The 26,666-nt window shown below is 66.6% G+C and carries 21 protein-coding genes; 9 read left to right on the top strand and 12 right to left on the bottom strand.

Going from position 1 to position 26,666, the window contains the following annotated elements:
* Positions 1 to 13: 13 nt before the first annotated feature.
* Both ACEPA4_RS10890 and ACEPA4_RS10885 read right to left on the bottom strand, forming a co-directional pair.
* Positions 14 to 1,501 (bottom strand): DUF6384 family protein, encoded by a 1,488-nt coding sequence (locus ACEPA4_RS10890; protein WP_374082849.1) that lies wholly within the window; start codon positions 1,499 to 1,501, stop codon positions 14 to 16.
* Between the two features lie 13 nt (positions 1,502 to 1,514).
* Positions 1,515 to 2,711, bottom strand: a complete 1,197-nt coding sequence (locus ACEPA4_RS10885; RefSeq protein ID WP_262090698.1) for a cell surface protein — start codon at positions 2,709 to 2,711, stop codon at positions 1,515 to 1,517.
* Positions 2,712 to 3,014: 303 nt separating this feature from the next.
* Here ACEPA4_RS10885 and ACEPA4_RS10880 point away from each other — a divergent pair, with 303 nt between their 5' ends.
* Positions 3,015 to 3,449, top strand: a complete 435-nt coding sequence (locus tag ACEPA4_RS10880; protein WP_374083048.1) for an EamA family transporter — start codon at positions 3,015 to 3,017, stop codon at positions 3,447 to 3,449.
* A 31-nt stretch (positions 3,450 to 3,480) separates the two neighbouring features.
* On the top strand, positions 3,481 to 3,873 hold the full coding sequence (locus ACEPA4_RS10875; RefSeq protein WP_262090696.1) for a DUF3224 domain-containing protein: 393 nt from the start codon (positions 3,481 to 3,483) through the stop codon (positions 3,871 to 3,873).
* Here ACEPA4_RS10875 and ACEPA4_RS10870 read toward each other — a convergent pair.
* From ACEPA4_RS10870 to pip, 8 genes are all read right to left on the bottom strand, one after another.
* Positions 3,870 to 4,385 (bottom strand): DUF1697 domain-containing protein, encoded by a 516-nt coding sequence (locus ACEPA4_RS10870; protein ID WP_235649203.1) that lies wholly within the window; start codon positions 4,383 to 4,385, stop codon positions 3,870 to 3,872. The two genes, ACEPA4_RS10875 and ACEPA4_RS10870, sit on opposite strands and share 4 nt — an antisense overlap.
* Positions 4,382 to 5,023: a response regulator transcription factor gene (locus ACEPA4_RS10865; RefSeq protein WP_065186490.1), complete on the bottom strand. Its 642-nt coding sequence runs from the start codon at positions 5,021 to 5,023 to the stop codon at positions 4,382 to 4,384. The genes ACEPA4_RS10870 and ACEPA4_RS10865 overlap by 4 nt, the downstream gene beginning before the upstream one ends.
* The gene (locus ACEPA4_RS10860) at positions 5,016 to 6,071 is read right to left on the bottom strand and encodes a sensor histidine kinase (protein ID WP_262090695.1); all 1,056 of its coding nucleotides are present in this window, start codon (positions 6,069 to 6,071) and stop codon (positions 5,016 to 5,018) included. The genes ACEPA4_RS10865 and ACEPA4_RS10860 overlap by 8 nt, the downstream gene beginning before the upstream one ends.
* 162 nt (positions 6,072 to 6,233) lie before the next feature.
* The gene (locus ACEPA4_RS10855; protein WP_262090694.1) at positions 6,234 to 6,971 is read right to left on the bottom strand and encodes an MgtC/SapB family protein; all 738 of its coding nucleotides are present in this window, start codon (positions 6,969 to 6,971) and stop codon (positions 6,234 to 6,236) included.
* A 31-nt stretch (positions 6,972 to 7,002) separates the two neighbouring features.
* Positions 7,003 to 9,762 (bottom strand): magnesium-translocating P-type ATPase, encoded by a 2,760-nt coding sequence (mgtA, locus tag ACEPA4_RS10850; RefSeq protein WP_111200965.1) that lies wholly within the window; start codon positions 9,760 to 9,762, stop codon positions 7,003 to 7,005.
* A gap of 63 nt (positions 9,763 to 9,825) precedes the next feature.
* Positions 9,826 to 10,125, bottom strand: a complete 300-nt coding sequence (locus ACEPA4_RS10845; protein ID WP_005416698.1) for a hypothetical protein — start codon at positions 10,123 to 10,125, stop codon at positions 9,826 to 9,828.
* A 293-nt stretch (positions 10,126 to 10,418) separates the two neighbouring features.
* On the bottom strand, positions 10,419 to 10,718 hold the full coding sequence (locus ACEPA4_RS10840) for a hypothetical protein (protein ID WP_065177732.1): 300 nt from the start codon (positions 10,716 to 10,718) through the stop codon (positions 10,419 to 10,421).
* 206 nt (positions 10,719 to 10,924) lie between these two features.
* A complete protein-coding gene (pip, locus tag ACEPA4_RS10835) occupies positions 10,925 to 11,872 on the bottom strand; it encodes a prolyl aminopeptidase (RefSeq protein ID WP_065177733.1) in 948 nt (315 codons plus the stop codon).
* A gap of 114 nt (positions 11,873 to 11,986) precedes the next feature.
* Here pip and ACEPA4_RS10830 point away from each other — a divergent pair, with 114 nt between their 5' ends.
* Both ACEPA4_RS10830 and ACEPA4_RS10825 read left to right on the top strand, forming a co-directional pair.
* Complete coding sequence (locus ACEPA4_RS10830; protein WP_139727156.1) at positions 11,987 to 12,652, top strand: TraX family protein; 666 nt, start codon at positions 11,987 to 11,989, stop codon at positions 12,650 to 12,652.
* 460 nt (positions 12,653 to 13,112) lie between these two features.
* Positions 13,113 to 13,484, top strand: a complete 372-nt coding sequence (locus tag ACEPA4_RS10825; RefSeq protein WP_069138447.1) for a hypothetical protein — start codon at positions 13,113 to 13,115, stop codon at positions 13,482 to 13,484.
* A gap of 79 nt (positions 13,485 to 13,563) precedes the next feature.
* Here the strand turns inward: ACEPA4_RS10825 and ACEPA4_RS10820 are convergent, their stop codons facing one another.
* Positions 13,564 to 14,952 (bottom strand): NUDIX domain-containing protein, encoded by a 1,389-nt coding sequence (locus tag ACEPA4_RS10820; RefSeq protein WP_139727154.1) that lies wholly within the window; start codon positions 14,950 to 14,952, stop codon positions 13,564 to 13,566.
* 289 nt (positions 14,953 to 15,241) lie between these two features.
* Here ACEPA4_RS10820 and ACEPA4_RS10815 point away from each other — a divergent pair, with 289 nt between their 5' ends.
* Complete coding sequence (locus ACEPA4_RS10815) at positions 15,242 to 17,992, top strand: autotransporter outer membrane beta-barrel domain-containing protein (protein ID WP_374082848.1); 2,751 nt, start codon at positions 15,242 to 15,244, stop codon at positions 17,990 to 17,992.
* Positions 17,993 to 18,183: 191 nt separating this feature from the next.
* Positions 18,184 to 21,531 (top strand): autotransporter outer membrane beta-barrel domain-containing protein, encoded by a 3,348-nt coding sequence (locus ACEPA4_RS10810; RefSeq protein ID WP_262090691.1) that lies wholly within the window; start codon positions 18,184 to 18,186, stop codon positions 21,529 to 21,531.
* A 121-nt stretch (positions 21,532 to 21,652) separates the two neighbouring features.
* On the opposite strand, the gene ACEPA4_RS10805 is transcribed toward ACEPA4_RS10810, so the two are convergent.
* A complete protein-coding gene (locus ACEPA4_RS10805) occupies positions 21,653 to 23,848 on the bottom strand; it encodes a TonB-dependent siderophore receptor (RefSeq protein ID WP_262090690.1) in 2,196 nt (731 codons plus the stop codon).
* A gap of 254 nt (positions 23,849 to 24,102) precedes the next feature.
* On the opposite strand from ACEPA4_RS10805, the gene ACEPA4_RS10800 reads away from it, so the two are divergent.
* The 3 genes from ACEPA4_RS10800 (at position 24,103) to ACEPA4_RS10790 (ending at position 26,646) form a co-directional block, all read left to right on the top strand.
* Positions 24,103 to 24,696, top strand: a complete 594-nt coding sequence (locus tag ACEPA4_RS10800; protein WP_139727151.1) for a TetR/AcrR family transcriptional regulator — start codon at positions 24,103 to 24,105, stop codon at positions 24,694 to 24,696.
* 139 nt (positions 24,697 to 24,835) lie between these two features.
* Positions 24,836 to 25,462: a signal peptidase I gene (lepB, locus tag ACEPA4_RS10795; RefSeq protein WP_164092833.1), complete on the top strand. Its 627-nt coding sequence runs from the start codon at positions 24,836 to 24,838 to the stop codon at positions 25,460 to 25,462.
* A 71-nt stretch (positions 25,463 to 25,533) separates the two neighbouring features.
* On the top strand, positions 25,534 to 26,646 hold the full coding sequence (locus tag ACEPA4_RS10790; protein ID WP_239499486.1) for a DNA glycosylase AlkZ-like family protein: 1,113 nt from the start codon (positions 25,534 to 25,536) through the stop codon (positions 26,644 to 26,646).
* Positions 26,647 to 26,666 lie beyond the last annotated feature (20 nt).

Here is a 26,666-nt window from a genome sequence, read left to right as displayed (position 1 = left end):
AGTTCCTTACCCATCACCATTCGGTGATGTAGCCGCCGGTGGTGGGCATGCGGAACCGCGGCGACAGGCTGCCGCGCGGCTTGCTGCCGATCTGGTCGTCTTCGATGATGCCGTTGTCCTGCTTGTCGGCGGCAACGCGGTTGTAGGTGGCCTCGGGCACGCGCACGGCGAACAGCGAGGTCCATTCGTCCTTGCCGGTTTCCTCGTTGCGGATCAGCAGTTCGGTGGCCTTGCCGGCCTCGTCCAGTGCTTCGGTCACCAGGTAGTAATTGCGGCCACCGTTGGCCTTTTCGTTGTAGCGCCAGACGCCGGTGCGTTCATCGTCGCGGTTGACGATGCGGTAGACCAGGGTCTGCGACAGCAGCGCCACCAGCTGGCTGGCCTCGTCCAGGGCCGGCCCGGCTTCGGCCAGCGTCTCGACCCGGATCAGGTGGGCGGCCTGCTCCAGCGCACGCTCGAAGCGCTTGCGGTCTTCGCCGGTGACGCCGGTGGAGAGGCCATCGGCCTTGAGCTGGGCCAGGCGCTCGCTGAGCGCGGCCAGTTTGTCGGCGCTGCCGATCAGGTCCTTCAGGGTCGCTACCGCCTGCCCGGCTGCGGCGATGTCGCCCGCGCGCAGTGCCACGTCGCCGCCGGTGTAGGCGCGTGCGCGCACCTGCTCGGCATCCGGCGCGAGGCGTGCTGCCTTTGCAGCGGCGTTGGTGGTATCCAGCAGCTCGCTGGCCTCGATCGCCTGGCCGAGGGTGTTCACCCGCTCGGTCAGCGGAGGCAGGGTGTCCTTGGCCTGCGCCAGCAGTTGCGCCGCTGCCAGTCGGTGCTGTTCCACCTGCGCGGCCGCCTGCTCGCCGGTGGCGCTGCCACCGCTGCTGAGCCGGGTGAGCTTGTCTTTGCGCACAAGGGTCGGCAGCGTTGCCATCGCGGCGGGAACGTCGGCAAAGCGCCGCTGTGCTTCGGCCAGCGCGGTCTGTGCACCTTCGGTCAGCGGCTGCAGGCGCTCGCCGCTGGCGGTGGCACGTGGCAGCAGTCCCTGCAGGGCCTGTTCCTGTGAGGCCAGCAGGGCGCGCGCTGCGGCAGCCTCCTGTTGCTGCGCGGCCACCTTGTCGTTCAGCAGCTGCACGTTCTTCTGCACGTTGCTCTCGTGCACGAACGCGCCGAAGCTGCGCGCCATCACCAGCAGGACACCGAGCATCAGCAGCACCAAGGCTACCATCAGCGCCCATTTCAGCAGCCGGCTGCGGTCGATCCAGCGCCGCGCCAGCCAGGCCTTCCAGCCTCGCGGCGCGGTGTAGAGGTAGCGCTGCTCACGCTGGGCCTGGATGCCGGCCTCGAGGATCTCGTCGGAGACCTCGATGCCCTGCGAGCGGTACAACTCAAGCAGGCGCTGCTTCAGCGTCGCCTTGTCATGGCCGCTGTCGGCCAGCGCCTTCATTTCGGCATTGCGGTAACGCAGCTGGTCGACCACATCCATGGTCAGCAGCGCATCCTGCAGCTCGGCAGGGGCCATCGTCGCACTCACCTCAGCGCGACTCCGGGCTCGGCGGTGCCTGCAGCAGGGCAGCGAAACGCTGCTTGCCCTGTTCGACATACTCGGCGATCTCCGCCGAATCGCGCGTGGCCTGTCCACGCAGCTGCTCGATCTCCTGCAGCGAGGTCTCCTGGAAGCGCACCACCGCATCGACCAGCTTGCGCACCGAATCGACGCCGATGGTGGCGCCGTAGCCGGCCTTCAGGCCCTCGTGCAGCACGTCGTCGCCAATGTTGGCCACCGCTTCCAGGCCCTTTGAGGTGCCCTCGGTCATCGCATTGAGCGCCTGCGTGGACTCATGCAGGCCCATCTGCGTGGTGAATGCCAGGTTCAAGGCGGTGAAGCTGGTCTCATTGGTGGAGAAGAACACCACCGAGCGCTCGTTGACGCGGCGCTTGACCTCATGCGACTGGTCCACGCGCAGCATGATCGCCTCGGAGGTGGCGTAGTTCACCTGCAGGTTCTCGGCCAGGTCCTTGGCCAGCTGGTAGCGCGACTCCTCGGCCTGGTTGTTGCGCAGGGCCTCGTCGCGGGCCATGACCAGGCGGCCGGTGTCGGCGGCATCGGCGGACGGGTCGGCCGATTCCACGCGCTGCTGCGCCTGCTTCAGCGCCTCGCGCGCATCGGCCAGCGCCTGCTCCTGCAGCTTCAACAGCTCATGGGCCTGGATCTCGGCATCCTTGATCGACAGGCGGAAGTCGCCGTACATCTCCAGCACTCGCGACTCACGCTGCAGCTGCTCGGCCGAATCGCGGCTGACGTCCAGGAACGTACGGCGGATCTTCTCGAACCGACTCGGAATGTCGCCGCGGGTGACCTTCATCCACAGGTTCTGCAGGCGCTCGCCCATGTCGATCTTGCCGTCACGCACCTGCTCGACCATGGTGCTGGCGTCATCACGGATGCTGTCGAAGGCGCGGATGATCTCGGTATAGCGGTCGGACACCTTGGCCGAGCTGATTTCATCACGCATCACGGCATTGAAATGGCCGGACTGCTGCAGCACGCGGGCAATGGCCACCACGCGGCCCTGGTCGAGGGTGGACAGCTGCGAGACCAGCGCGATGGCCGGTGCGTTGTTGTCCTGGGGGGCGGCCAGGCCCAGGCTGCGCAGCGTGGCCATGGCGCGGTCGAGGTACTTGATCGGCGCGGTGACGGCCGGCGTGGCAAGGAGGGTGTTCTCGGGCATTTCGACGGCTCCGGTCAGGGCAAGCGATGAGGAACCTGCCATGCGGAACGGGCAGGTTGCTGCGAAACGAAGGGGAGGGGAAGCAGCAGCCGTGCGGTGCACGGCAGGCGGGCCCGGTCAAGGGACGACGGCCCGGCAAGGGCGAGGGTGGTGTCCTGTTCACGCATGGCGCATTCCCTGCAGATCGCCCCCCTGGCGATTCCTCACCCATTGTAGCGGTGGTGATGGGCAGGTGAAGCCCCACCGATGGCAGGGTGGAGTAGCGTTGGCGCACGCTCATCCGTTCCGGCAAGCGAGGGCTTCGTGCAGAACGTACCGCAGTGGTTGATATGGGCTGGACTGTCTGCCGCCTTCGCGGCGATGACCGCGCTGTTCGCCAAAGTCGGCGTCAAGGGCGTCGACTCGGACCTGGCCATGGCCATGCGCACCCTGGTGGTGGCAGCGGTAGTCCTGCCGCTGGTGGTGGTCACCGGCAAATGGTCCAACCCGTTGCTGCTGCCGGGGCGCACCCGGCTGTTCCTGGTGCTGTCGGCGCTGGCCACCGGAGCGTCGTGGCTGTTCTACTTCCGCGCATTGCAGAGCGGTGAGCTGGCCAAGGTGGCGGTGGTGGACAAGTTCAGCGTGGTACTGGTGATCGTGCTGGCCTATCTTCTGCTGGGCGAGCGGCCCAGCCTGCGGGAGTGGAGCGGCATCGGCCTGGTGCTGACCGGGGTGATCGTGCTGGCCACGAAGAAGTAGCAGCGTTCAAGCGACCAGAGGGGAGAGCAGGATGCAGGGTGAAGCACACGGTACGTTTGAAGTGGATCTGCGAGCGATCGGTGGCAATGACGGCCCGATCGCGGTGATGTCGATCAACAAGACCTTTGCCGGCGACCTGCACGGCAGCAGCGTCGGCCAGATGCTGGCCTTCCGCACACCGGTGCAGGGCTCGGCCGGCTACGTGGGGATGGAGCGGGTGACGGCCACGCTGGCCGGGCGCCACGGCGCGTTCACCCTGCAGCACAATGGGTTGATGACCCGTGGCACGCCACAGCTGAGCGTGGTGGTGGTGCCTGATTCCGGCAGTGACGGCTTGCTGGGCCTGGTCGGCACGCTGGAGATCACCATCAGCGAGGGTCGCCATGACTACCGGCTCCTGTACAGCCTGCCGGAAGAGCGCTAGCGCAGTTCCGCTGCCATCGCCGCGAGCCGGGCGACGGTGTTGAGATTGCGTGCCGTGCCCTGTGCCGAACCGGGAATACGCAAGCGCGAGTCGGCCATGCCGGCACCGTAGTGGATGAAGATCTCGCGCGTGCCGAGTGCGAGCTGTTCATCGCGCCGGCCGGTCACGCCGTCCAGCGGATCGGCAGGCAGGCTGCCGTCGAGGAACAGCGCGACCACACGGTTGCCGGCGGCCTGCGCAAACGGGTTGCGTGCCACCACGCCTACGATCTCGTTGGCCGAGCGCACCAGCACGCCCACCGGCTTGCCGGCGTACGCCTGCAGCCGTTGGGCGAGGGCCTCCCGTACGGTGGATTCATCAAGCCCGCTGCGGAACACCACATTGCCGCTGGCGATGTAGGTGCGGACATCGGCGAAGCCTGCGTCCTCGCACATCGCCACCAGTTCGCGCATCGGCAGCTTGCCGGTGCCGCCGACGTTGACCGCGCGCAGCAGCGCGACGTGGACGTTCATGGCGTACCCGCCTGCAGGCGGTCGTACATGCGCACCAGGTCAACCAGGGTGCGTGCGCCCATCTTGCGCATCACCTGCGCACGGCGCACCTTCACCGTGATCTCGCTGACGCCCAGGTCACCGGCGATCTGCTTGTTGAGGCGGCCGCGCACCACGCCATCGACCACCTCGCGCTCGCCGGCATTGAGGGTGTCCCAGCGCAGCTGCAGCGCGCCGAGTGCCTCGCCCTCGCGGCGGCGCTGGCGGTCGATCTCGATGCCCTTGTGGATGGCATCGAGCAGTTCCTGATCACGGAAGGGCTTGGTGAGGAATTCGATGGCGCCGTCCTTGATCGCGTTGACGCCCATCGCGATGTCGCCGTGGCCGGTGATGAACACCACCGGCAGCTGCAGGCCGTGGCTGCCCATCGTGCGATGGAATTCAAGACCGCTCTGGCCGGGCATGCGCACGTCCAGCACGAGACATGCCGGTGCGTCTTCCAGCGCGTGTTCGAGGAAGGCCTGGGTGGAGGCGAAGGCCCGCACCTGCAGGCCCATCGAGGCCAGCAGGTCTTCCAGTGCCGCGCGCACCGACGGATCGTCGTCGACCACATAGACGATGGGTGCCGGATCGGGGTTGGCGGCAGTGGGCTTACGCATGGTGGGCGTCCGTGGCAATGGGCAGGTCGAACACAAAGCAGGCACCGCCGCCTGCCGGTCGTTCGGCACGGATCTGGCCGTCGTTGGCTTCGATCATCGAGCGGCTCAGGCTGAGACCCAGCCCCAGACCGTGCGACTTGGTGGTCCAGAAGGCATCGAAGACGCGTTCGGGATGGTCGGCGGGCAGGCCGACACCGCGATCACGGACGCTGAGGCTGACCCGCTGGCCGTCGCGCCGGGTCAGCAGGGACAAGCGCCGGTCGGCGGTGGGCACGGTCTCCATCGCGTCCACCGCATTGAGGATCAGGTTGCCGATCACCTGCTGCACCTGCACGCGGTCGGCCTGCACCGGTGGCAGTTCGGCGTCCAGCAGCAGCGCCACGGCCACGCCATGCCGGTCCAGCTCGCTGCGCGACAGCGCCAGCATTTCCGCCACCGCCTCGTTCAGATCGAAGGCGCGTCGCTGCGGTGCCGCGCCCTGGGTCAGGCCGCGGATGCGGGCGATCACGTCACCGGCACGATGTGCATCGGCCAGGATGCGGGCCACGGTCTGCCGGGCCTTGTCCACGTTCGGTGGGTCCTGCGCGAGCCAACGCTGGCAGGCTTCGGCGCTGCTGGCGATGGCCGCCAGCGGCTGGTTCACTTCATGCGCGATGGAGGTGGTGAGCTCGCCCACGGTGGAGGCGCGCGCCACGCGCAGCAGGCGGCCCTGTGCTTCCTGCACGGCGGCCTTGGCCGCTTCCATGTTCAGGGCAAGGTAGGTGGTGATGCCGATCACCAGCATGCCAATGACCGAATTGACCAGGCCGATGCGATAGGTGCCGAAGCGGGTCAGGAAGAAGCTCAGCCCGGTCAGCGCGATGCAGGTAATGGCCAGGGTGATCAACCCGCGTGCGCCCAGCACGCGCGATGCGGCCAGGATGACCGCCGCGTAGAAGCAGGCAGCGGCAACTGCGTAATCGGTGACGGTGTCGATCAGGAAGATCGCCGCCATCACGACGATCAGGGCCAGCAGCACCAGTGGGCGGCGGGGCGACAGCGATGGCATCGGGGAAGCTCCCTGGCGTGGGGTGAAAGGATAGCAAAGCCGCCATCGGTGGATACCGGCCTTGGTCGGCACCGGTCAAAGCGATGCCTGGTAGTGCCGGCCGCTGGCCGGCATCTGCAGGGTGCTTCCGGAGATCATCAGGTTGCCGGCCAGCCGCCGGCACTACTCCTCCAGGCTGGCGTTCCAGAACCCCTGCAGCACGCCGGGCGTGGTCGCCAGCGTCGCCAGTACCGCATCCAGTTCGCCGGCATCCACCGTGGTGGCATACAGCACCGCTTCGATTTCCACGTCGCGCTCGCCGAACGGGCGCTGGTTCACCGCGCGCACCGGGTACTGCGCCTGCTCAAGCAGCAGCAACAGCTGGTCCAGTACCTCGGCCTGCTGCTCGCGCTGGCAGACCACGTTGATCGCATAGGTTGCCTCGCTGAACGCTTCCGGCAGCGGCTGCCGCTGGATGCGGTTCACCACCGGCCGCAGCAGGGTGTTGGCGGCCAGCACGAACACCGCGGCAAGCACTGCTTCGGGCAGCAGCTTGATACCGGCACATGCTCCCACCGCCGCCGATCCCCACAGGGTGGCGGCGGTGTTCAGGCCGGACACTTGCGCGCCGTCCTTCATGATCGCGCCGGCACCAAGGAAGCCGACGCCGGAGATCACATAGGCCACCACATGCAGCGGTGACGGTGGACCGCCGTACAGGTCATGGAAGCGCACGGCCAGATCGACGAACACCGCCGCTCCCACCGCCACCAGCGTGTTGGTACGCAGGCCCGCGGTGCGTTGCCGCAGCTGGCGTTCCAGGCCGATGACCGTGCCCAGCACGAACGCCACCGACAGGCTGATCAGCGAGCTGAGCGTGGCACCGGCGTCGAACGCCGGCAGGTTCGGATTGATGTCCATTGTGTTTCTCCCTGGACAAAGCGGCGGGCGCTTACTGCCAGCCGTAACGACGGATGTAGAACCGCTTCAGCGCAGTGGTCAGCACCGCGTAGCCGAACAGGATCGCCACCAGGAACGGCCAGTAGCCGGCCGGCAGCGCCTGCAGCTTGAAGTAGCCGGCCAGCGGGCTCATCGGCAGGGCCACGCCAATGGCCATGATCAGGCCGGTCATCAGCAGCAGTGGCGGCGCGGCGATGCTCTGCAGGAACGGCAGCTTCGGCGTGCGGATCATGTGCACGATTAGGGTCTGGGTCAGCAGGCCGACCACGAACCAGCCGGACTGGAACAGGCCCTGGTCGGCCGGCGTGCGTGCATCGAACACGTACCACATCAGCGCGAAGCAGCTCAGGTCGAAGATCGAGCTGATCGGCCCGAAGAACACCATGAAGCGGCCGATGTCCGCCGGGTTCCACTTCAGCGGCTTGCGCACCAGCTCCTCGTCCACGTTGTCGAACGGAATGGCGATCTGCGAGATGTCGTACAGCAGGTTCTGCACCAGCAGCTGCAGCGGCAGCATCGGCAGGAACGGCAGGAAGGCCGAGGCCACCAGCACCGAGAACACATTGCCGAAGTTGGAGCTGGCGGTCATGCGGATGTACTTCAGCATGTTGTTGAACGTGCGCCGGCCCTGGATGACGCCTTCCTCCAGCACCATCAGGTTCTTTTCCAGCAGGATGATGTCGGCGGCCTCCTTGGCGATGTCCACCGCACTGTCCACGCTGATGCCGATATCGGCTGCGCGCAGCGCCGGTGCATCATTGATGCCGTCGCCGAGGAAGCCGACCACCTTGCCCTGAGCACGCAGCTCGCGCACCAGGCGCTCCTTGTGCAGCGGCGTCAGCCGGGCGAACACGCAATGGTGGTGCAGCGCCCGCGACAGCGCGCCGTCATCCATGCGCTCGATCTGCGGCCCGGTCAGGATGGTGTCGGCGTCCAGCCCCACCTGCGCGCAGACACGCGCGGTCACCAGTTCGTTGTCGCCGGTGAAGACCTTGACCTCCACGCCATGCGCGGCAAGCGCCTGCAGCGCCTGCGCGGCCGATTCCTTCGGCGGGTCGAGGAACGCCACGTAGCCGATCAGGGTCAGGCTACATTCGTCGGCCTGCGAATAGGTGGTCTGGCTGGCCGCGGTCTCCTTCATCGCCACCGCAACCACGCGCAGGCCCTGTTCGTTCAGTTCCTCGGTGGTCTGCCGCACCCGCGCCAGGCGACGCTCGTCCAGCGGCATGTCCTGGCCGTTCTCACGCACGGTGCTGCAGACTGCCAGCATCTCTTCCACGGCTCCCTTGCAGATCAGCTCGTGGTGGTCCTCGCGCTCGGAGACCACCACCGACATGCGGCGGCGCTCGAAGTCGAACGGGATCTCATCCACCTTGTGGTAGTCCTGCGACAGCCGCAGCGAGCTCTGCAGCTCCACGTGCTCCAGTACCGCACGGTCCAGCAGGTTGATCAGCCCGGTCTGGAAGTGGCTGTTGAGGTAAGCGAACTTCAGTACGTCTTCCGAATCGTGGCCGAACACATCGGTGTGGCGCTCCAGCGCGATCCTGTCCTGGGTGAGGGTGCCGGTCTTGTCGGTGCACAGCACTTCCATCGCGCCGAAGTTCTGGATGGCATCCAGGCGCTTGACGATCACCTTGCGCCGCGACAGCAGCACCGCGCCCTTGGCCAGGGTGGAAGTGACGATCATCGGCAGCATTTCCGGCGTCAGGCCCACCGCCACCGACAGCGCGAACAGGAACGCCTCGGTCCAGTCGCCCTTGGTCCAGCCGTTGATCAGCAGCACGAACGGCACCATCACCAGCGCGAAGCGGATCAGCAGCCAGCTGACACTGTTGACGCCGGCCTGGAATGCGGTGGGCGCACGGTCGGTGGCGGTGCTGCGCTGGGCCAGGGTGCCGAAGTAGGTGCGGTTACCGGTGGCCAGCACAATGGCGGTGGCCGTACCGGACACCACGTTGGTACCCATGAACAGCAGGTTGTGCTGTTCCAGCAGGCCGGCCAGGCCATCGCCCGGGTGCGCGAATTTCTCCACCGGCAGCGACTCGCCGGTCATCGCCGCCTGCGCCACGAACAGGTCCTTGGCGTTCAGCACGCGGCAATCGGCCGGAATCATGTCGCCTGCCGACAGCACGATGTGGTCGCCGGGCACCAGTTCACGGATCGGCAGGTCCAGCAGGCGTGCAGGGCGACGGCTGTGCAGGCGCGCGCCGAAGTACTGGTCTGCCACATCCGCAGCTTCGGTGCCGGGATTGCGGCGCAGCACGCGCGCAGTGTTGCCGACCAGTGCCTTCAGCCGCTCGGCCGCTCGGTTCGAACGACCCTCCTGCACGAAGCGGATCAGCGTGGACAGCAGCACCATCGCACCGATGACGATCGTCGCCTTGATGTCCTCGGTCAGCCAGGACACCGCCGCCAGCACGGTCAGCAGCAGGTTGAACGGATTGCGGTAGCACTGCCACAGGTGGCGCCACCACGGCAGCGGCTTCTCGTGATCCACCTCATTGGGGCCGAGCGTGGACAGTCGCTCCTCGGCCTCATGGGGACTGAGGCCATCGGCATGCGAGCCCAGCGTGGCCAGCAGCTCGGCTTCGTCCTGCTGGGCGAGCGTGACCAGGCCGGTGGTGAGCGCGAACGGCGCCGCTTCGGCGCTGCCCGGACCAAACCCGACTTCGGGCATCGCGCGGCGGCGGAACAGGTTGCCTGCGCGACGGCTGCGCAGGAAGGCGTTGAACCAGGCGTTGAGCAGGCTCATGGGACGCTCCTCGAATGTCAGAGCCGGCCGCAGCCGGAACACGAACGGAATGGGTGACACAGATCAGGCGTGGCGCATCGCCAGCACCGCCGGTGACCATGGCTGCATGTGCAGCCGCTGGCTGCCACCGATGCACAGCGGCTTCATCGCATCGCGCAGGGGATAGGGCAGATGACGCAGCACAGTGATGCGCTCGCTGATCGGCAGCAGCGACAAGGCGTCGGCCACCACGCGCGGCGAACCGAGCGACAGCGAACGGGCAAACATGACCGGGCCGTATTGCAGCAGCTGGCTGCGCAGGGCGGCAACATCGCGCTCGCCGATCAGGCGGCGCAGGGTGATGTAGAGGATCTTGTAGGACATGGGGGCGATCTCCAGGCAGGCGGCGCCTGGCGGTCCCCCGTCACTCAGGCAGGCAGGGACCGGCGGGCAGGCGCCAGGAACAGGCAACAGGCGGTGATCCGGGGTGCGGCGCACCCGGCAGGGTCGGGGTCCATCTGCGTCTCCATGAGGGGAAGTTGGCAGCCAGGGTTGCCCTGGCCAGTGGTGCTATTGTCCGCCCCTGAATGGGACAGGCCTAGAGACTCGTGGGTTAGCCCGGCTATACCTTGGTATAGCCGGGCATGCACAGCGCCAATCGAGGGTTCAGTGATGGATCAATGCGAAGCGCTGGTCTGCTTGCACACGTCGTACTCGCCACGGGTCAACGTCTTGTCACGGTCGGTATCGCAGGCATGCAGCCGTTCGGCCCAGTCCGGTGCTACCGCATCGACTTCCGCCAGGGTGACGATGCCGTCCTTGTCCTTGTCCAGCGATTCGTAGGCAGGGATGAGCCTTACTTCTGTCACGTCCTCGGCGGCGGTGGCCTTGCTGGCCTCCTGGGGATTGGAACAGGCGCCCAGCAGCAGGCCCGCAGATAGCGAGAGAGCGATGGGAAGGCAGCGATAACCGGTCATGGCGTGCTCCTGGGGAAAGGGCGAACCACCGGTGCGGTGGTCACCGCCGGATCTTCTGCGCGGAGCTGTAAGCGGGCTGCGAAGAATGGGGCCGTGGACCGTTGCCGGTGGGTCGCCATTCACCTGGCCGCGCAGCAGCGATTGCGCGGAGTCGAAGCTACCCTCGAACGGTGGGATGCCGGCCAGCGGCCGGCACTACCATCTGCTCAGAAACGGTCGGCAAAGGCGTCCGTGGCCCGCACCAGCGCATCCACCGTGGCCGGCTCGTTCGCGCTGTGGCCGGAGGTCACCATCTCCAGCCGGGCTTCCGGCCAGGCCTTGGCCAGATCCCACGCACTGCGCGGCGGGCAGATGATGTCGTAGCGCCCCTGCACGATCACGCAGGGCAGGTGGCGGATGTGATCGATATCGCGCAGCAGCTGGTCCGGCTCCAGGAAGATGCTGTTGCGGAAGTAATGCGCTTCAATGCGGGCCTTTGCCAATGTGTCCAGCGGGTCGTCGGTGGATTGCGCATCCACGTCGTGCTGCAGGGTGGCCGCGTTGTCCTCCCAGCCCAGCCAGGCCTGCGCGGCTTCGATCCGGATCGCCACATCCGGGCTGTCCATGCGGCTCCAGTAGGCTGCGATCATGTCGCCGCGCTCGGCTTCCGGAATGTAGGCCTCATAGCGGTCCCAGCGCTCCGGGAAGATCCAGCGCGCACCGCCGTTGGCTTCGGCGAACCAGCGGTTTTCCATTTCGCGGCCGAGGAATACGCCGCGCACGATCAGGCCGGTGGCGCGCTCGGGATGTGCCTGTGCGTAGGCCAGTGACAGGGTCGACCCCCAGGAGCCGCCATAGACCAGCCAACGCTCGATGCCCAGGTGCTCACGCACCTTCTCGATGTCGGCCACCAGGTCCTGCGTGGTGTTGTCGCGCAGCTCGCCGAACGGGGTGGAGCGGCCGCTGCCACGCTGGTCGATCAACACAATGCGGTAGCGTGCCGGATCGAAGAAACGGCGATGGGTGGGTGAAATGCCCGCGCCTGGGCCGCCGTGCAGGTACACCACCGGAATTCCGTCCGGTGTGCCGCACTCTTCGACATGCAGCGTGTGCAGATCGCTCACCGGCAGGGTGAACTCGCGGTAGGGTTCGATGGCGGGGTACAGGGTACGCATGGCAGGTGTCTCACAAGCTGGGGCGGCCAGCATAGCGCCGCCACCTGCGGGCTGCAGCGACGGACTCCTGCGCGGCGCTGGAAATGGGTTGGCCGATGCGCATAAGCTTCCGCGATGCAAGCGACCACGACCGGGACGTCAACCTTCAACTTCACCCTTGGCAGCGGCGCGCGCGAGCTGCTGAAGTGGATCGCACTGCTGGCCATGACCGGTGATCACGTGGCCAAGGTGGTCTTTGGCGGCTACGTACCGGTGGTCAGCGAACTGGGGCGCATTGCCTTCCCGCTGTTCGCGCTGGTGATGGCCTGCAACCTGGCCCAGCCCGGGGCCGACCTGCGCAAGTCGATGCGTCGGCTCGCGCTGTGGGGGCTGATCGCGCAGCCAGTGCACGCATTCGCGTTTGGTTCCTGGCTGCCGCTCAACATCCTGCTGACCTTTGCCCTGGCTGCGGTGGCCGTTCATGCGCTGGCGAACCATCGGCCCGTTCAGCTGTTGCTGGCTGCCGGCGTGCTGCCGATGTTCGTGGATTACCAGTGGGCGGGTGTCGGCTGCGTGCTGCTGGGATGGATCGCGTTCCGGCATCGCGCGTGGTGGCTGCTGCTGGTCGGGCTCGCAGCGGTGTGCTGGGCGAACCACAACGGCTGGGCATTGCTGGCCGTACCGGTGGTGCTGCTGGCCGCGCGGGTGACATGGCCACTGCCGCGCTGGCGGTGGGTGTTCTACGGGTACTACGTGGGACATCTGGCGGTGCTGGCGTTGATTGCACATCTGCTTGCGTAATGTCGGAACTGGCGTGTCGCGCGTCTTGAAAGCCGGATGCGGTCAAGGAACGCATGGTGCCGATGCAGGTGAAGCCAGGCGCCATCGGCATGGTGCAAGTTGTTGAATTTCGGCTCGATTGTCGATATGCGACAATGCTGCCACTGCGTGAACGTTGCTGTCTTTGCACGTGGGTTGTTGGCGCCTGCCACCCCGTTGTGCACATGATGGGGTGCCGCCGGAAAAGGGTGGCCGGGGCCTGGAAACCCCGTTGGTCGCGTGTAGTTTGCGCACGCCAGCCGGCGCCGCTTTGTGCGGTGCCGGCTGGCAATTCGCCCGTGCTTTATGGCGGGCGGTGCGTGGAGGTGGGCGATAGCCCACCTGCCGGTTAGTGCTTACGCGACCGCCGGATTTCCAGCCACGTACCGTCCGCCGCCTTTGTTAAGGGCGGTGGCACCGTAGCCTTGTACGGAGACTTGCCATGAACCCTTCGGACATTCCCCCTCTGCGCACCCAGTACGCCCCGGCCAACGCCGATGAAGGCGAGGAAGCGAGCGCAACGCCCGACCCCAACAACCTGATCGCGCTGCTGCACCAGATCGGCCGCGGCGTGGCCGCGGACGGCCAGCCTTGGCCCGAGCGTCACCAGCTGCCGGGCCGTTGCCTGGCGCTGGCCGACAGCGATGGCGCCCTGGCCGGCCTGCGCATCATCAACGAGATCCTGCTGGCCGCCGAGCGCGCCCGCCAGAACGGCGGCCCGGAGCACTACGTGGGCGACCGCGTGATGGAAGGGCTGAAGCTGGCCGCGCTGGCGCTGACCAACCACGCCATCTTCCGGCTGCACCCCGAGTAGATCCACGCCATGCGCGGATGCTGTTCATATAGAGCCGGACAAAACGCAGCCGAGCATGGCTCGGCGCCATGCGTGGACGCTACCGCGGGTACCTCAGCGGCCACCACGCGGCAGCCGCACTGGCACCCCACGCCACCCACGCGCCCAGCCCCACGTAGTCCAGCGCCTGCAGGCCGGCCGCAAGCACGAACGGTTCGGCGCGCTGTGCCATCGGCAGGCATACGCCACCCAGCACCAGCAGGCCGGCCAGCAGCCATGCTGCCGAGCCCATCGACGCTCGCTCCCGGGTTGCACGCGGCAGCACCGCGCAGGCGGCTGCTACGCAGAACGGCAATAGCAGCGGCAGGGCCTGCCAGGCCACACCCACGGCCAGGCTGACGCAGGCAATGGCAGCCCAGCAGATCCGCTCGCGCACCGCCGGGTGTTCGTGGCGTGCCAGCGATGTCCCCAGCGCATGGATTCCCGCCGCGATCGCACTACCCAACAGCAACCCTGCAGCAACATCGCTCCAATAGTGAACCCCCAGCCAGACCCGGGCCATTCCAGCGATCACCCCGGCCAGCAGCGCGATACCCAGCACTGCCGAGCGTTTGAACCTTCCGGTGATGTGTTGGCGTGCCAACAACCACAGCGCGACCAGCACGAAGAAGCAGGTGGCGCTGGTGGTGTGTCCGCTGGGCAGGGAAGGGCCGGCGGCACCGGCCAGGCTGAGCGTGGCGTCGAAGCTGAAGGGGCGTGGCACCGGTGCGAAGACCTTGATGCTCTGCACGGCCAGCGTGACCACCATCAACGCCATCAGCATCAGGCGGGATGCCTGCGCGCCGAACGCAACCCACAACACGGGCATTGCCAGCAGATAGAACCAGAATTCGCCCAGGACGTTGCCAATCATCGCCAGCCCGCGCACCGGCCACTGCTGGGTGCGCTGCACGCAATCCAGTTCCGCTTGGCGGAAGGCCGAGGCGGCCCCGAAGCGCGCGACGGGGCGTACTTCACTCTCGGCTACTGCGTGCAGCCGCTGATACGCGCGCTCCAACTGCTGCGGGAAACGCGTGCGCAGTGTACGCACCTCGTCGCGGCTGACCCAGCGCGCCTGGATGATCTCCCGCCCGAGGTGCGGCGCATCCAGCACATTCACCGCATTGCCGTGCACCTGGACGGGTTCGAGGGCACGGCAGGCGAATACATGCACACCCAACTTGTCGTCCAGCAGGTCGGTGGTGGCGACGGCAAGCCCGGTTTCTTCCAGCGCTTCGCGGGCAGCGGTCTGTTGCGGCAATTCACCGTGTTCTGCCGTTCCGCCAGGCAGCTGCCAGCGCGAGGTGACATCCTGCACCAGCAGCAGGCGCTCACCCGAGCGCATGACACAGATCGAGGCGGCGGTTGCCAGCGAGGGTACGAGAAGGAGTGTTGCGAGCAGCACATGTCGCAACGACGTGGTGAACGAAGGAAAGGCTGGAAGGCGCATGGCACCACCGCGTGAGGAGGGTCACGCCGATGGTGGAGTCCGGCCGGGAAGGACACTATCGGATTCGTACGAACCCGACAGTGCGCTTTTGTAGATCTACGCCCTGCGTGGATGCCGATCGCGGATTGCCTGACGATCCGTAGAGCCGTGCCCGCGCTCGGCTCCTCGGACCAGACGGAACCTTGCATGGCTCAGCGCTACAGGAACAGCGCTGTGCGGGCGTACTGCGAGAAAAGACAATCGCGATGGCGCATGTCTTGTTTGGCTGGTTGCAGCTTTCGTACTGCGGATGGATTTGCAACAAGTTGCATGGCATTCGGTGGCGTACGGGGCGAAAGTTCCTGCCTATACCACCTTTCGATTCCTGGACGCCATGAACAACCTCACCCGACAGCCTCTGGCGGCAGCATTGATGCTGGCCCTGGTTCTACCCGCAGCATCGGTTGCCGCCGCTCCTCCCGGCGTGCCCTGCCCGAGCATTCCGCGCCCGGCTGATCCGGGTGATCCTGCTGTAGAGGTGTCCTACCTGTGTGGCGTTGAAATCGCGGCCCACGATCTCTGGTTCGATCGGTCGCTGGAGGTCTACGACGCCACCGTGATCGGCAGTCGCGATCGCTGGCCAGGCGTGGAGATGGATATCAATCAGCGTGGTTATCTGGTGATGGAAGACAGCCTGGTCGAGACTGCAGGGACGATGTCCGACGCCTTGGTGATGACCAGCAACCATGTGGACGGCGCAAGGATCAGCCGGTCGCACCTGCGGACCTCCGGCGAGGCTTCGACGGGGCTGTACGTAGGCAATATTTCGCCGGACGCGTCAGGATTCATCGCCAAGGCGAATACGACCACCGTGATCGACAGCTCGATCTTCACGCAGGGCCAGGATAGTGCGGGCGTCGCGCTCAATCCCAGTGCGTGGCTGCAGCTGCGCAACGTGGACATCGCGACCCAGGGTGACAGGGCGTTCGGCCTCTGGAACTATCGATCGGATGTGGCCATGCAGGGCGGCAGCATTCGCACAGCGGGGGAAGACAGTACGGGGCTCTACGTCGAGTCGGGTCACATTGGTTTCGGAGGCCCGTCGTACGCCTACGTGGGTCGTGCCCAGCTGTACGGTGTGCAGGTTCGCGTTGAGGGCAATGGTAGCAATGGCATCGTTGCAGGCTATCGCGGCGCTGACGCGGGCCGTGCAGGCATGGGCGCCGAACTGATGCTGCAGGACAGCCAGGTACAGGCGCTGCAGGGCGATGCAGTGCGCTTCCTCGATGGCGATGCCAATCGATTGGAGATGGTCAACAGCGTGGCAGAGGGCAGCGACGCGGCGCTGCGCATGGCGGTTGGGCATGGTCAGGTGCGGGTGAACCTGCACGCATCCAAGCTGCTTGGCGGAGGGGCTGCGGCGATCGTCCTGGAGGCACCCGATACCCGGGTGCAGCTGCGCGCGCAGGCGGGCAGCGTACTTGCGAACGAGCGCGGTGCACTGTTCGATATCGGCCGCTTCGCCGCGGCCGATGTCCAGCTGCAGGGCAGCCTGATGCGGGGGGGCGCCCGCGTCGCGGATGTTGGCCGGCTCGATGTCGCATTGCGCGAGCGCAGCGTCTGGCAGGTGGACGGCAACGCCATGGTCGATCAGTTGAGTGTGCAGCGCAGCGAGGTGTCGCTGGCCAACGGCCATGCAGGTGATCGCTTCGTCGTGCGCGGCGATCTGCTTCTTGATGACGGTCACCTGCGCCTGGATACGGTGCTTGGCGGTGACGCCGCGGCCAGTGATCGCTTCGACGTCCAGGGCGATTTCCTGGGCAACGGCACGGTCTCGGTGGTCGGCGTTGGCGACGGGGCCGCAACCGACAAGGGGATCCCCTTGATCACCGTGGGCGGGCAGTCGCTGGCGACGCTGGCCCTGTCCGGTCGTGCGGTCGGCGGCATGTATGAGTACTTCCTGCATCGCGATAACGCCGATGGTGACTGGTACCTGCGCTCGCAGTTGACCGCCGTTGACCCATGCGATGACGATCCGGCTCTGCCCGGCTGCGGCGTCGATCCAGTTCCTGGTCCCGATCCGGCACCGGAGCCGACACCGGAGCCGGGGCCTGATCCAACCCCGGAAGTTCCATCGCTGCCTGACCCGGCAGGCGTGCTGCGACCGGAAGCGGGTGCCTATCTGGCCAACCGGTGGGTGCGACAGGCGCTGCTGCAGCCACGCCAGCCTCTGGCCACGAATGAGGGGCGGGAGGGCGTACGCGGGTGGACCCGGGTCGAGAGTGGTCAGGCGCAGCTGCCGGGACTGGTGGATCAGCTGCAGCAATCCGCGCAGTGGAACAGCCTGCAGCTGGGCGCCGACCTGGGCGTGTTCGACGCCGGGCGTGGCCGCGCTGGCGTGCTGCTGTCGTCCGGGCGTGCCGATGCGCAGTCGCGCTCGTCCCTGACCGGCTATGCCGCCCGCGGCCGGGTGCAGTCCAATGCCCTCGGCGTGTACGCCGGTTGGCAGGGTGAGGCCGCTTATGTGGATGCTGCAGTTGTGCATGCGCGCTTCCGCAATCGCGTGCAGGGTGATGCGCTGGCACCCGAGCACTACCGGTCGCGTGCACGCCAGGCATCGCTTCAGGCCGGCTACCGCCTGCCGCTGGGCACGCTTGGCGGCACCGTGCTGACCTTGCAACCGGATGTACAGATCGTCCAGTTCCGCGATCGCGGCAACCTGCACGTGGAGGCAACCGGCACCCCGATCGCACATCCAACCAGTACCGCGTGGTCACGGCGCCTGGGGTTGCGCCTGGAGGGGCAGGGTGCCGGAGGACAGGGCGCAGTGGTCAGTCCATGGCTGGCCGCCCACGGGTATCGCGATACTGGCCGAACCGAGCTCGGTTTCGGCAACGAGACAATCGCCGGTATTGCACCGCGCAGTCGCTACGAAGTGGGAAGTGGGGTACGCATCCAGTTCCGGAGCGGCCTGTCCGCCTGGGGTGGCCTCAACGTCTCGCGTGGTGATCACGGCTACCGCCAGACGAGCGCACAGCTGGGCGTGGCACGGCGCTGGTAGCAACAGCATCGTTGTAGCGCCGGGCCTACGCCCGGCGGCGTTCCTGGCTGCCAGCGCGGGTCTGCAATGCGGGCCGCGCAACGCCAGATGAACCCGCCGACCCCTGTACTGCCTGATTGCAACAAGTTGCATGGATGGCCTCCGCGACAGAAAGGACCATTTGCGACATTGCCTTTCGTCGGAGTGCTTTCATGTGTCGCAATCAACGTGTCGTCCCCTCTTTGGGGCTGCTTGCTGGCGTGCTCGCCGGCTTCCCGGTGCTGGCGCAGCAGGTCATCGCCGATGGCGATGAGCAGACGCCTGCAGCCGGTGACTATCGAGCCTCCAGCCGTCCACTCTTCCACGCGCTCAACGGCGGTTCCATCGTCCCCGCAGGCGCGGTGAACCTGTACCAGTCGGGCAGCGGCCGTCCAGCGGTCCTGGCGGAAGGCGACGGCAGCCGGATCGTGCTGGATGGCGGCAGCATCCAGACCAATGGCAGCGATGCACACGGCATTTCCGCGAGGTCCGCGGCATCGGTGCATGTCTCGAACATGGACATTTCGGTAGGAGGTTTGCGAAGCACCGGAGTTTCGGTGGACGGAGGGGACGTTATCCTCGAGAACGTCGGTATCACGACGGCCGAAAGCAGTGGCGCTGGTATCTCGGTACAGGACGGCAGCCTGCAGATGCGGGGCGGGAAGATCACCTCGAACAGCGACACGGCCTTCGTAGCGACCGGTGGAACGTCGCTGCTGGAGGGCGTGCAGGTGGACCTGCAGGGGAATTCGGGCACCGGCATCCTGGCCACGGGTACATCGGAGGTCGTGCTGCGGAATGTCCGCATCGTTGAAAAACCGGCTGCACCGGGGTCGTTCTTCGAACCCCGGGGCATTGTTGTGCGCGAAAGTGCGCGGCTGGCGCTGCATGGCGTTGAGATCGTCTTGAGTGACCAGGAGAAATTCTTCAGTCCGGCGGGCCTGTCGCTGGCCGACGGAGGGATGGCACAGGTCTACGCCAGCCGGATTCATGCTGGAGGCGGCGTGGCGGCACGTATCTACAAGGGGCAGCTGGATATCGCCGGCAGCGAGCTGAGCGGGGTCATCGCGTTGGACCTGAACAGTGGCATGGGCACGGTATCCGGCAGCCAGCTGAGCGCTACCTACATAGCGGTCGACGTCCGCGGCGACGGAAGCCAGCTCACCCTTGGAAACAGCATTGTTTCTTCCAGCGGGAGCAATGCAGTATCAATAACGGGTAGTGACCATACCGTCCTGGTCGGCGAGAGCCGGCTTGAGGCTGCTGCAGGCGTAGAAGGCGCCAGATCCGGCACAGGCCTCTCCATCACCGGAGAGCGCAATACGGCCAAGGTTGAATCGAGTTTCATCAGTGGCGGGAACGGTATTCGCTCGTCGGGCAACAACGCGCTGGAGGTGCGCGGTTCCAGCCTCAGCGCGCTGGCCGATTCCGGTGTGGCCCTGTGGTTGGAAGGTGGCAAGGCCACGGTCCACGAGAGTGCGTTGCAGGCATCGGGCCACGGAGCAACGGCCCTCCTGGCTGATGGCAGCCGTGTCGGCGCAACGCCTCCCACGGTAGACATGGTGGGTTCCTGGATCACGACCGAGGGCGACCAGGCTTCGGCGGTGGTTGCGCGACAGGGCGGTACTATCCGTTTGGACGGCTCGGTGGTGCGTACCACCGGTACAGACGCGACCGGCGTGATGGCCGGTGGCACCGGCGACGTTGTGCTGCACGACACCCACGTATTGACCGAAGGCGAGGGCTCGTGGGCGACAGTGGTCAACGATGGCGGCCGCCTGCAGATCGATGGCGGATCGCTGGTAAGCCAGCAGCACGGCGGCGCCTGGATCCGTTCCACGCGTGATGCCGGACTGGCGCTGGGCAAGGGCGCGGTGCTGTACGGTGGCAACGGCATCGCCGTGCAGCTGGATGCGGCCGTGGCCGGTCGCTTCGACGTGGCCTTGGCGGAGGGCGCGCGGATGCAGGGCGACATCGTCATTAATCCCGACGATCTGGCGGCGGGCCGGGTGCCGCAGTCGGAACTGCACGTGCACTTGACGGAGGGCTCGCTGTGGGTGGGCCGCTCGGATCGGTTGCACGGCGTCTCGCTGGACAGTGGCAGCCAATGGACGTTGACCGGTGATACTGCGGTCGAATCGCTGCAGGTCAACGGCAGTGGCCTTGCACTGTCCGACGGGCGCGGTTTCAACACGTTGACCGTGGCCGGTGATCTGGATACGACCGCTGCGACGTTCCTGTTCAACGGTGCATTGCAGGGGGACGATTCGGCCATCGACCGCCTTTACGTGCATGGCGACGCGCGGGGCGATGCGCAGGTGGTGGTAAACAACGTCGGTGGCCTCGGTGCGCAAACGCTGGACGGGATCGAACTGATCCGGGTTGATGGCGCGTCGCTGGCCCGCTACACGCTGGCCGGACGTGCCGTGGCCGGTACGTATGAGTACTTCCTGCACAAGGGTGGTGTGGCTGGTGGCGAGGGCAACTGGTACCTGCGTTCCGAACTGCCGACGACGCCCGACCCGTGCCAGGTCGATCCGTCGCTGCCGGGCTGTGCGCCGATTGACCCGATCGATCCGGTTGACCCCATCACTCCGCCTCGGCTGCTGCGCCCGGAAGCCGGTGCGTACTTGGCAAACCAGTCGGCAGCCATCAACATGTTTTCCCATCGTATGAACGACCGCATCGGTACCGTCCCGCTGGATGAAGGCCGTGCCGCGTGGGCGCTCGTGGGCCGGCAGCAGGCGGACTTCAGCGCGGTCGGCGGTCAGCTGTCGATCGATGGCAACACCTCGGTGCTGCAGATCGGCAGTGACCTTGTTCGCCGAGGCAACGCTGCATTCGGCGTGATGTTGGGTACGGGGCGTGCCGACAGCAGCGCAGTGTCCGATCTGACCGGCTACAGCGCCAAGGGTCGGGTGCGTGGCAGCGCGCTAGGTGTGTACGGCACCTGGTTGCAGGCGGCTGACGGCACGCAGGGTGCATACATCGATGCGGCCCTGCAGTACGGCCGTTTCGATAACCGCGTGCAGGGCGTGGGCCTGGCGCCGGAGCACTACGACTCCCGCATGGCCAGTGCGTCGCTGGAGACCGGCTACACCTTCAACGTGTGGCAGGGCAACGCCAGCGCGCTGTACGTGCAGCCGCAGCTGCAGCTGGGCCATGTCGATTTCCGCGCTGATCGCCACGTGGAGAGCAATGGCACGGTGATTGACCATGCCGATGCCGGTGGCCTGAGCGGGCGCCTGGGCGTGCGCGTGTTTGGTCATGCGACTGCAGCGGGCAACACGGTGCAGCCCTACCTCAGCGTAAACTGGCTGCGTGACAGCGGCGCCAGCACGTTGCAGTTCAACGGTGACACGCCGGGTGCGGACGTGCCGCGCAACCGCTACGAGGTGCAGGCCGGTGCCGAGCTGAAGCTGGGCCAGCGCTGGGGTGCGTGGGGTGGCGTGAGCGTGCAGCGCGGTGACCGCGGCTATCGGAACGTGGGTGGCCAAGTGGGCTTGCGCATGGCCTGGTAGGTGAGCCTGCATCGGGGTCTCATCCTCTTGGCTCGGCAACGGAATCCGGCCCCAACTTCTGCTGTGGAGCCGAGCCTATGCTCGGCTCCACATTAGATCCACGCCATGCGTGGATGCCTTCTCAGAAATCCATCGTTGCCGACAGCAGCACCGTCCTCGGTGCACCCAGTGCCAGGCTGGACAGTAACGGCATGCCCCAATAAGACTTGTTGGTCACGTTGTTCACGGTGGCCCGCAGCGCAAGGGGCCGCCCGGCTAGCGTGGTGCTGTAGCGCGCGCCCACGTCGAACAACGTGCGCCCCGGCACCGACAGGCGGTTGTCGGCACTGATGTACTGCTTCGACATCGACGTGGCATTACCTGTCAGGGTCAGGCCTTCCAGCGCAGGCACATCCCACTCCACGCCCAGCTTGGCCTGCCGCTGCGCCACGGCGGTGGCGATGCGTCCTTCATTCACGCCGCCTGCCGTGCGGGTCAGCTTCGGCTGCACGTAGGCCACGCCACCCAGCAGACGCACGCCGTCGATGGGTGTGCCGAAGAAGCCCCATTCCACACCGCGGTTACGTTGCTCGCCGCCAAACGAGAAGATATTCGTGACCGGGTCGGTGTAGCTGCTCGGCCGCTTGATCTCGTACACGCTGAAGGTGTGCGCGAAGCGGCCCAGGTCCAGCTTCAGGCCCAGCTCCTTCTGCCTGGTGCGGAACGGTGCGAACACTTCACCGGCATTGGCAGCGGTCATCGGCGCGGTGGCGCCCTGGCTGAGGCCTTCGATGTAGTTGGTGTAGAGGGAGACCGTGTCGGTCGCCTTCACCAGCAGCGCCGCTGCCGGGGTAGTGGCGCTCTCGTCGTAGCGTGAGGTGCGTGCACCCGTGGCCACGTTGAAGGTCTCGCTGACCACCTGCTGGCGGCGCACACCCAGCGTCAGCTGCACACGTTCATCGGCAAAGGACAAGGTGTCGGCGAAGCCGATGCTGTCCAGCCGCAGTTCGGTATGCGAGATGTGTGGTGCTACGAACGGCGCGGCCGGGCCCCACACCGGGTTGTACAGGTTGGTGGTCCAGTCCCAGCCCGGCACGCTGCGGCGGCCGTAGTCGTTCTGGGTATGCTGATAGTGGGTCACGTTGGCGGCCCATTGGTGGCCCACGCTGCCGGTACGGAAGCTGCCGCGCAGGCCGGCGTCACCGGATTGCTTCTTGATGTCGAACGCGAGCTGGCCGATCACGGTGGTGAAGTCACCCGCCGGGTTGAGGATCTGCGCGCTGATCGAGCCGTTGTAGCGGTAGTCGGTCCTGCTGGTGCCGTACGCGAGGTAGGCCATCAGGCTATCGTTGATGTCCAGTTCGCCGCGCAGCATCGCGCCCTTGTCCTGGCTGTCCACGTAGGCCCAGTCCGGGTTGATCAGCGTATCGCCACGCGGCGGCCGCGGAATGGCGACGCCGGGCGCCAGGCCGACGCCACGTGCAGGGCCATCAACACGGTCATCGGCGCTGTACAGATCGGCCGACAGCCGCGCACGCTCGGCGCGCCAGTCCAGTGCCAGCGAACCGAGCTGCACCTTCTTGCGCTGCTTGCCGACCGCGCCATCGCCATCACGGTACGCGCCGTTGAAGCGGATGCCGAACTGTTTGTCGGCGCCGAGCCGACGGCCCATGTCCACATGGGTGCCGAACTGCGCATCGGAGGCGAAGTTGGCGCTGACCCGCAACAGCGGCTGCTCGCCAGCGCGCTTGGGCACCAGGTTCACCGCGCCGCCCACCGAGCCGCCCGGCGGCATGCCATTGAGCAGCGCGGAGGGGCCTTTCAGCACCTCGATGCGTTCGAACATCTCCGGCGAGGTACGGTAGTACGGCGCCATGCCGCTGAGGCCGTTGAAGGTGGTGTCGCTGGTGCTGGAGGCGAAGCCGCGGATCGCGTAGTTCTCGCTCCATGCGCCGGTGACGCCGTTGCTGAAGACGGTGGGGTCGGTGGCGGCGATGACGTCGGTCAGGTCCTTGGCCTGGCGGTCGCGGATGAAGGACTCGGTATAGCTGACCGTACTGAACGGCGTGTCCATGAAATCCTTGTCGCCGAGCAGGCCCATACGGCCGCCGGCGGCCACCTGACCGCCGGCATAGTCTGCGGTGACCCGGCGCTGTTCCTGCACCTGCACCGAGGGCAGGGTGGACGGCGCGGTTTCGGCCAGCGCGGCGCACGATGCCATCAGGCCAAGCGCGAGCGCCGATGCGCGGTAGCGCCGGGCCAGGCCGTGTGGGAGTGGCTGGCTGCAGGACGCGGCGGCAGCTCGGGTTTGTGGAGAGGAGAAGGGGTACACGGTCATGCCAGAGTCCTGTGAATCGCGAGGGCGAGCGCGCCTGGCGCGCTGCCTTCGGCAAGCACGGGAAGAGCGCGCAGCGCAGGGTTGTCGGCTGGGTGGGGACCTGGCGGGAAGTGAGCCTGGGGCTCGGTTCGGGCGGCGCCATGAGTGCGAACCAGACGCATTCCGAATTAGTTGAGTAAATTAAACTAAATAGACCGAAGCGGACAAGAGGGTCCCTTTGCTGGCACCCTCGGCAGGGTATGAACACGCACCGTATGAGCCCGCACCCCGATCCAACGGCGCCGACCCGTGGCCGCCCGCCCACCATCACCCCCGAGCGCCTGGCCGACATCGGCATCCGCCTGGGCCTGCCCAACCTGACCATGGCCAACGTGGCCGCCGAACTGGCGGTGACCCAGGCCGCGCTGTACAAGCGCGTGGCCAACCTGGAGGCGCTGAAGCGCCTGGTGGCCGAGGCGGTGTTCCAGCGCTGGCAGATTCCGCGCGCCTCGGCCGATGCGGCGGGCGGCCTGCAGGGCTATCTGATGGTGTTCGTGGAATCGTTGTGCGAGGTGGTGAAGGCGCATCCCGGGCTGCCGCCGTACCTGCTGCGGCGCACGGTGGCGACCGCGCCGATGCTGGAGAAGATCGCCTCCCACCAGGCGCACGTGGCCGAAGTCTTCGGCCTGCCGATGGACAAGGCACGCTGGCTGCTGGCCACAATCGCGTTCTACTGCATCGCCGGCGCCGACACCATCTACGCGATTGCGGATGACGAAGAGGGCCAGGTGATCACCGAGTTCAAACAGGGCATGCGGGCGCTGGTGATCGGGTCGTTGCAGATGCTGGATGCGGACGGCGCGCTGTAACGTCGAGCCAGGCCGGACAGCCCTCCGGATGGGCACTTCATGCGCCCAGGGAGGACATCTGGAATTTGTCCTATGCATGGCCCAGAGCCGTACGTCTAGGCTGGGGGCTGGACCCTTCCATCATCTTCCGGAGCCCTCAATGCATGCCCCTTCCCGCGCGCCGTTGCCCCAGCGAGCGCTGCTGTGGCTGAAGAAGGAGGCTTTGCCGCTGCTGATGCTGCTGAGCCTGTTCCTGGCTGCACGCGACACCTTGGCAAATCACTACGTGGTGCCAACCGGTTCAATGCAGCCGACCCTGCAGCCGGGTGATCGTGTGGTTGTCGACATGCGGGCGCACGGCCTGCGCCTGCCTTTCACCGGGCTGAAGCTGATGGGCGACAACGTGCCGCAACGCGGGGAGGTGGTGGTGTTCGCTTCCCCGGCCGATGGCGTGCGCATGATCAAGCGCGTGGTCGCAGTAGCCGGGGACCGCGTGCGCTTGCAGGAGGGACGATTGACCATCAATGGCCAGCCTTTGCAGATGACTGTCATGACTGACGTGGAACGGTTCGGCAAGCGGCAGGCCCGACTGGATCTAACGCATGGCGGAGGCCCGGACATTGCCGATCTGCGGGTACCTGCCGGCAAGGTGCTGGTGCTGGGCGATCACCGTGGCAACAGCCTGGACGGCCGCTTCTTCGGCTGGGTCGATGCGGACCGGATCTACGGCCGCGCCGTGGCGGTGTACTTTCGCCGCGGTGAAGGCGTGGTCTGGCAGCGCCTGTAGTTGGGCCCGGTGAAGTGTCCGGGTGCGATGAGCGCTAGCCCTCGGGGGAATTGCCGTGTTCCCATCCACGCATGGCGTGGATCTACAATGCGGCCATGCCAGCTACGCCCACCCTCGATGACCTTCGCCGCTATGCAGTGGCGCGCACCCTGTTCAGGCCGACCACGCTGCTGACCGCGATTCGGCGGTTGGGCTTCGTGCAGGCCGACCCGATCCGGGCACCGGCACGCGCGCAGGACCTGACCCTGCGGCACCGGGTGAAGGACTACCGCGCAGGTGATCTTGAACGTCGTTATGCGCGCCTGCCGGTGGAAGAGGACTGCCTGGTGAACTACGGCTTCCTGCCGCGCGAGCATCTGGCGTTGATGCACCCACGCGCGGCCAAGCGCGAGTGGGACGCCGAGACCCATCGCCGCGCTGCCGAGGTGCTGGCGTTCGTGCGAGAGCGCGGCAGTGTGCACCCCCGCGAGGTTGACCAGGCGTTTGCGCATGGCCGGGTGACCAACTACTGGGGCGGCACCAGCAATGCCAGCACGCACCTGCTGGACGGCATGCACTACCGCGGCCTGCTGCGCGTACAGCGGCGCGACAGTGGCACCCGCATCTATGCAGTGGCCGCGCATGCCGAGCCAGATGCCAGCGAACAAGCGCAGGTTGAGCGCGCGGCCGCGCTGATCGACCTGGTGGTGCGCAAGTACGCGCCGCTGCCATCGGCCAGCCTGACCTATCTGGTGCGCCTGCTGGGCTATGGTGCACCGCATCTGGCCGAGCAGACCCGCAAGGCACTGGCGCTGGCCAAGCAGCAGCTGGCCAGCTGCACGCTGGAGGGCACCACCTGGTACTGGCCGGCGGACGAGAATCCGCGTTCGCGCAGGCACGCGCCAGACGATCAGGTGCGCCTGCTGGCGCCGTTCGACCCGGTGGTGTGGGACCGGCGCCGTTTCGAGTTGCTGTGGGATTGGGTCTACAGGTTCGAAGCGTACACGCCTGCGCCGAAACGCCAGTACGGCTACTACGCACTGCCGGTGTTGTGGCACGACCAGGTGGTGGGCTGGGCCAATCTCAGCGTGCGCGAGGGTGAGTTGGTGTCCAGCGTGGGCTATGCCGGCAAGTCGCTGGCCCGCGACAAGGTGTTTCGTGGCGCGCTTGAAGACGAACTGCAGCGCATGGCGGAGTTCCTGTAGCGCCAAGCGGCGCATGGGCG

The sequence above is a fragment of the Stenotrophomonas sp. P2112 genome (assembly GCF_041897515.1).
In the GTDB taxonomy this organism is placed as follows: Bacteria; Pseudomonadota; Gammaproteobacteria; order Xanthomonadales; family Xanthomonadaceae; genus Stenotrophomonas; species Stenotrophomonas sepilia.
The sequence above is the reverse complement of the archived record's forward strand: the minus strand, read 5'-3'. Positions and strand labels throughout refer to the sequence as shown.

What these genes read in the sequence shown, in the direction of transcription:
- ACEPA4_RS10890 (WP_374082849.1), bottom strand. Translation starts at nt 1,501, where the DNA reads ATGGCCCCTGCCGAGCTGCAGGATGCGCTGCTGACCATGGATGTGGTC.
- ACEPA4_RS10885 (WP_262090698.1), bottom strand. Translation starts at nt 2,711, where the DNA reads ATGCCCGAGAACACCCTCCTTGCCACGCCGGCCGTCACCGCGCCGATC.
- ACEPA4_RS10875 (WP_262090696.1), top strand. Translation starts at nt 3,481, where the DNA reads ATGCAGGGTGAAGCACACGGTACGTTTGAAGTGGATCTGCGAGCGATC.
- ACEPA4_RS10870 (WP_235649203.1), bottom strand. Translation starts at nt 4,385, where the DNA reads ATGAACGTCCACGTCGCGCTGCTGCGCGCGGTCAACGTCGGCGGCACC.
- ACEPA4_RS10865 (WP_065186490.1), bottom strand. Translation starts at nt 5,023, where the DNA reads ATGCGTAAGCCCACTGCCGCCAACCCCGATCCGGCACCCATCGTCTAT.
- ACEPA4_RS10860 (WP_262090695.1), bottom strand. Translation starts at nt 6,071, where the DNA reads ATGCCATCGCTGTCGCCCCGCCGCCCACTGGTGCTGCTGGCCCTGATC.
- ACEPA4_RS10855 (WP_262090694.1), bottom strand. Translation starts at nt 6,971, where the DNA reads ATGGACATCAATCCGAACCTGCCGGCGTTCGACGCCGGTGCCACGCTC.
- mgtA (WP_111200965.1), bottom strand. Translation starts at nt 9,762, where the DNA reads ATGAGCCTGCTCAACGCCTGGTTCAACGCCTTCCTGCGCAGCCGTCGC.
- ACEPA4_RS10845 (WP_005416698.1), bottom strand. Translation starts at nt 10,125, where the DNA reads ATGTCCTACAAGATCCTCTACATCACCCTGCGCCGCCTGATCGGCGAG.
- ACEPA4_RS10840 (WP_065177732.1), bottom strand. Translation starts at nt 10,718, where the DNA reads ATGACCGGTTATCGCTGCCTTCCCATCGCTCTCTCGCTATCTGCGGGC.
- pip (WP_065177733.1), bottom strand. Translation starts at nt 11,872, where the DNA reads ATGCGTACCCTGTACCCCGCCATCGAACCCTACCGCGAGTTCACCCTG.
- ACEPA4_RS10830 (WP_139727156.1), top strand. Translation starts at nt 11,987, where the DNA reads ATGCAAGCGACCACGACCGGGACGTCAACCTTCAACTTCACCCTTGGC.
- ACEPA4_RS10825 (WP_069138447.1), top strand. Translation starts at nt 13,113, where the DNA reads ATGAACCCTTCGGACATTCCCCCTCTGCGCACCCAGTACGCCCCGGCC.
- ACEPA4_RS10820 (WP_139727154.1), bottom strand. Translation starts at nt 14,952, where the DNA reads ATGCGCCTTCCAGCCTTTCCTTCGTTCACCACGTCGTTGCGACATGTG.
- ACEPA4_RS10815 (WP_374082848.1), top strand. Translation starts at nt 15,242, where the DNA reads ATGGATTTGCAACAAGTTGCATGGCATTCGGTGGCGTACGGGGCGAAA.
- ACEPA4_RS10810 (WP_262090691.1), top strand. Translation starts at nt 18,184, where the DNA reads ATGTGTCGCAATCAACGTGTCGTCCCCTCTTTGGGGCTGCTTGCTGGC.
- ACEPA4_RS10805 (WP_262090690.1), bottom strand. Translation starts at nt 23,848, where the DNA reads ATGACCGTGTACCCCTTCTCCTCTCCACAAACCCGAGCTGCCGCCGCG.
- ACEPA4_RS10800 (WP_139727151.1), top strand. Translation starts at nt 24,103, where the DNA reads ATGAGCCCGCACCCCGATCCAACGGCGCCGACCCGTGGCCGCCCGCCC.
- lepB (WP_164092833.1), top strand. Translation starts at nt 24,836, where the DNA reads ATGCATGCCCCTTCCCGCGCGCCGTTGCCCCAGCGAGCGCTGCTGTGG.
- ACEPA4_RS10790 (WP_239499486.1), top strand. Translation starts at nt 25,534, where the DNA reads ATGGCGTGGATCTACAATGCGGCCATGCCAGCTACGCCCACCCTCGAT.